General features: G+C 50.3%; 3 protein-coding genes and 2 pseudogenes. 2 read left to right on the forward strand and 3 right to left on the reverse strand.

Annotated elements, in window-relative coordinates; genetic code table 11:
• A pseudogene (locus IPZ49_RS23245) lies at positions 1-68 on the reverse strand (SDR family NAD(P)-dependent oxidoreductase); the annotation flags it as partial.
• A 148-nt stretch (positions 69-216) separates the two neighbouring features.
• Here IPZ49_RS23245 and IPZ49_RS19935 point away from each other — a divergent pair.
• Positions 217-1110, forward strand: coding sequence for a LysR family transcriptional regulator (locus IPZ49_RS19935; RefSeq protein WP_063146714.1), 894 nt, complete (start codon positions 217-219; stop codon positions 1108-1110).
• 34 nt (positions 1111-1144) lie between these two features.
• On the opposite strand, the gene IPZ49_RS19940 is transcribed toward IPZ49_RS19935, so the two are convergent.
• Together IPZ49_RS19940 and IPZ49_RS19945 are read right to left on the reverse strand one after the other, a co-directional pair.
• Entirely contained in the window at positions 1145-2134 is a 990-nt protein-coding gene (locus tag IPZ49_RS19940; RefSeq protein WP_063146713.1) for an aldo/keto reductase, read from the reverse strand.
• A gap of 25 nt (positions 2135-2159) precedes the next feature.
• Positions 2160-3011 (reverse strand): aldo/keto reductase, encoded by an 852-nt coding sequence (locus tag IPZ49_RS19945; RefSeq protein WP_063146712.1) that lies wholly within the window; start codon positions 3009-3011, stop codon positions 2160-2162.
• Between the two features lie 275 nt (positions 3012-3286).
• Between IPZ49_RS19945 and IPZ49_RS19950 the strand changes: the two are divergent.
• A pseudogene (locus IPZ49_RS19950) lies at positions 3287-3725 on the forward strand (hypothetical protein); the annotation flags it as partial.

Genomic DNA, 3725 nt, shown 5'->3' on the forward strand with positions numbered 1-3725 from the left:
ATTTTGATAGCGGTATTGACGACATGAAGGCCAATACTTCCTGTCGCCCCTGCAACGAGTATTTTCATGATAAACCTACTGATAATTCAGACTTATTTTCGATACGGTCAGAATATCAATTATCATTAATGTCAGTAATGGGGCTAAAATGATTGTGTCTATGAACACCCTTCATGAGTGTGCGATGAAGGGAATGCCTCCATAAGGAAATCGCCGATGCTCAAAGAAAATTTCAACGAACTGCAAATCTTTCTTGTGGTGGCGAGGGAGCGAAGTTTTACCAAAGCAGCGGGCAAACTGGGCGTTTCTCAGTCTGCACTCAGCCACGCGATGAAGGCCCTGGAGGAAAGGCTGAATATCCGCCTTCTGACCCGCACGACCCGAAGCGTTGCCCCTACAGAGGCCGGTGAGAGAATTATTGCCTGCCTTGAACCGCGTATTGCCGATCTTGAACAGGAACTGGAATCGCTGGTTCAGCTGAACGGCACTGCCTCCGGCAATATCCGTTTATCTGCCGGGGAGCATGCCGCGCGAAGTCTGGTATGGCCGAAGCTAAAGCCTTTTCTGCGGGAATACCCGGAAATCAATCTCGAACTGGTGGTGGATAACGGCTTTGTCGATATTGTTGAGGGGCGTTTTGATGCCGGGATCCGTCTGGGCGAAAGCGTGGATAAGGACATGATTGCGGTAAGAATTGGGCCGGACATGAGAATGGCTGTGGTAGGAGCGCCATCTTATTTCGCTGCAAATCCTGAACCTGAAACGCCGCACGAGCTACAAAATCATCGGTGTATCAATATGCGCCTGCCGACAGCCGGTGGACTTTACCACTGGGAGTTTGAGAAGGAAGGGAAACCGTTACGGGTCAGAGTGGAGGGGCAGGTAACCTTTAATCTGCAGGCGGAAAGGATTGATGCGGCGTTATCCGGTTTTGGCATCGCCTGTATACCTGAAGACAGGGTGCAGGACTATATAAAGTCAGGAGAGCTTATTCAGATTCTGCAGGACTGGTGCCCATCTTTCCCCGGATATTACCTCTACTACCCGAGCCGCAAGCAGCATCCGCCTGCTTTTGCGCTGATGATCGATGCACTTCGCTACCAGGAATAACGGGTCCGCCAATTGCAGCGGACCCGTCCGGGTATTAACGGCCTACGCGAGCCTGGTGCTCAGGAGAGTAACGTTCGCCGACGATTTTAATCGTTTCAAGCGCCTGGGTTATCTTCCGCGAGTCATCCTGAGAAAGGATGATGTCGGCGGCCCCCAGGTTTTCTTCCAGCCGGTGCAGTTTCGTGGTACCAGGGATAGGCACAATCCACGGCTTTTGTGCCAGCAGCCACGCCAGCGCGATTTGTGCAGACGTCACGCCTTTCTCTGCCGCCAGTTCACCCAGCAATAAGACCAGCTTTTCATTGGCTTCAATCGCCTGCCCGGCGAAACGCGGCACGGTGCTGCGGTAATCATCCTTGCCAAAAGTGGTTCCTGGCTTAATCGATCCCGTCAGGAAGCCTTTGCCTAATGGGCTGAAGGGCACAAAACCAATACCCAGTTCCTCCAGTAACGGCAGGATCTCCTGCTCAGGCTCGCGCCACCACATGGAGTATTCGCTTTGCAGCGCAGTGACCGGTTGTACGGCATGCGCACGACGAATGGTTTGCGCACCCGCTTCGGACAGACCGAAATGTTTAACTTTGCCTTCAGCTATCAGGTCTTTTACCGTACCCGCAACATCTTCAATCGGGACATCCGGATCGACACGGTGTTGATACAGCAGGTCAATGACATCAGTCTTTAGACGGCGTAATGATCCTTCAACGGCTTTACGGATATGCTCAGGACGGCTGTTTAAAATCTGCTGCTTGTTGTCGTCGCCAAAAGTAAAACCAAACTTAGTGGCGATGACCACGCGGTCACGAAACGGTTTTAAGGCTTCGCCGACAACTTCTTCATTGAGGAAGGGGCCATATACTTCAGCGGTATCGAAGAAGGTGACGCCACGTTCAACCGCTGCGTGGATGAGCTCGATAGCCTGTCGGGTATCGGTCGCCGGACCATAGCCGTGGCTTAAGCCCATGCAGCCGAGCCCAAGCGCGGAAACTTCGAGTCCGGATTGACCCAGATAACGTTTTTGCATTGAATGAAACCTCTCTTATCGCGACTTAAACATCAAGTTTGCGGCCAGTCAGCCATTCCACCATCGCCGGGTCGCGGTGAGAGAAGAAGGCGCTGGTTGCAGTGTCGAGGGCAGCAATCTGCAGCATATCTTCAGAGCTGAGTTCAAAATCGAGAATGTTGATGTTCTCTTCCATGCGTTCTTTGCGCACCGATTTCGCCAGCGAAACGATGCCTCGCTGGAAGATCCAACGCAGCACAACCTGACCCACGCTTTTGCCGTACTTCTGGCCAATCGCCGTTAACACGGGATGCTGGAACAGGCCATTTTTACCCTCAGCAAACGGTGCCCAGGCTTCCGGTTGAATGCCATGGCTCTGATTCCATGGAACGGCGTGCAGCTGCTGGTTGAAGGGGTTAACTTCGATCTGGTTTACCGCAGGGGCCACTTTGTTGAAGGCGATAAGGTCGGCCAGTCGGTCAGGATGGAAGTTGCTGACGCCAATGGCGCGGATTTTTCCAGCCTGCTGCAGTTCTTCCATCGCACGCCATGCCCCATGGACATCGCCGTAAGGCTGGTGAATCAGATACAGGTCAACGTAATCAAGCTGCAGTCGGTTCAGAGAGCGTTCGAACTGGGCTTTCGCGCCTTCATAATTAGTATCCTGTAGCCACAGTTTGGTGGTGACAAACAGTTCATCACGGGCGATGCCGGTCTGTTTCAGCGCGTTCCCGACCTGGGTTTCATTCTGGTAAGACGCGGCAGTATCGATCAGACGGTATCCCGTATCGATGGCATCAATAACGGCTCTTTCGCATTCAGCGGCATCAGACATCTGAAACACACCAAAGCCCAGCAGGGGCATTTCAATACCGTTGTTCAGTTTTACAGTTTGCATGACGTTATCCTTTAGCTGTTGTGTAGGAAAAGCATAACGCAAAGTGATTTATTCGATTAGATGGGGTAATTAGCTAGGGTTTATTAGATGTGTTCATTAATTTAGAGGGGGAAGGAAGGTCGGCTTTGTACCCAAGCCAAAAGTTAAGAGCGGCACAAGGTAAACAGCGTTTAGGTAGATGAGGTCAAATAGAGGAAAAATTGATGCAAAAGTGCCCTGTAGAACGTTAAAATGACCATACTGAGATTAATCCTAATACTTCATGGGCGCATCAGATGGCAGTTAACCGAGCGTATTACGGCAACGAAGGTGACAAAGACTACTTTGAGCGAGTGTTTCAATCGGCTAATATCAATTTTCTTATCGGGTCTGGCGCATCGCTTCCCGCGATCAGAGTGCTAGGAACAATCGAAAGTGATCTTCAGCAGCTCATTAATGATGAAATGGAAGAGGAATACTTTGACCTAGCAGCTAGCTTTTTAACTGCTGTCTGGCTTCCACATGAATATATGCTGAATCGTGATAATGGACTCCCATTTGTTCCCCTTGTTATCACGAACGTTAATGCCACTAGGGAAAATTATGATGCCTTTATCTCTTCGCTAGAAAAAATACTGACACGCCGTCGTACTGGTCTGCTTCCTCGACGTATAAATATATTTACGACTAATTATGATTTGTTTATTGAAGATGCATCAACACGCAATAATAATG

It is taken from the genome of Enterobacter cloacae complex sp. S2 (assembly GCF_015159675.1).
In the GTDB taxonomy this organism is placed as follows: Bacteria; Pseudomonadota; Gammaproteobacteria; order Enterobacterales; family Enterobacteriaceae; genus Enterobacter; species Enterobacter intestinihominis.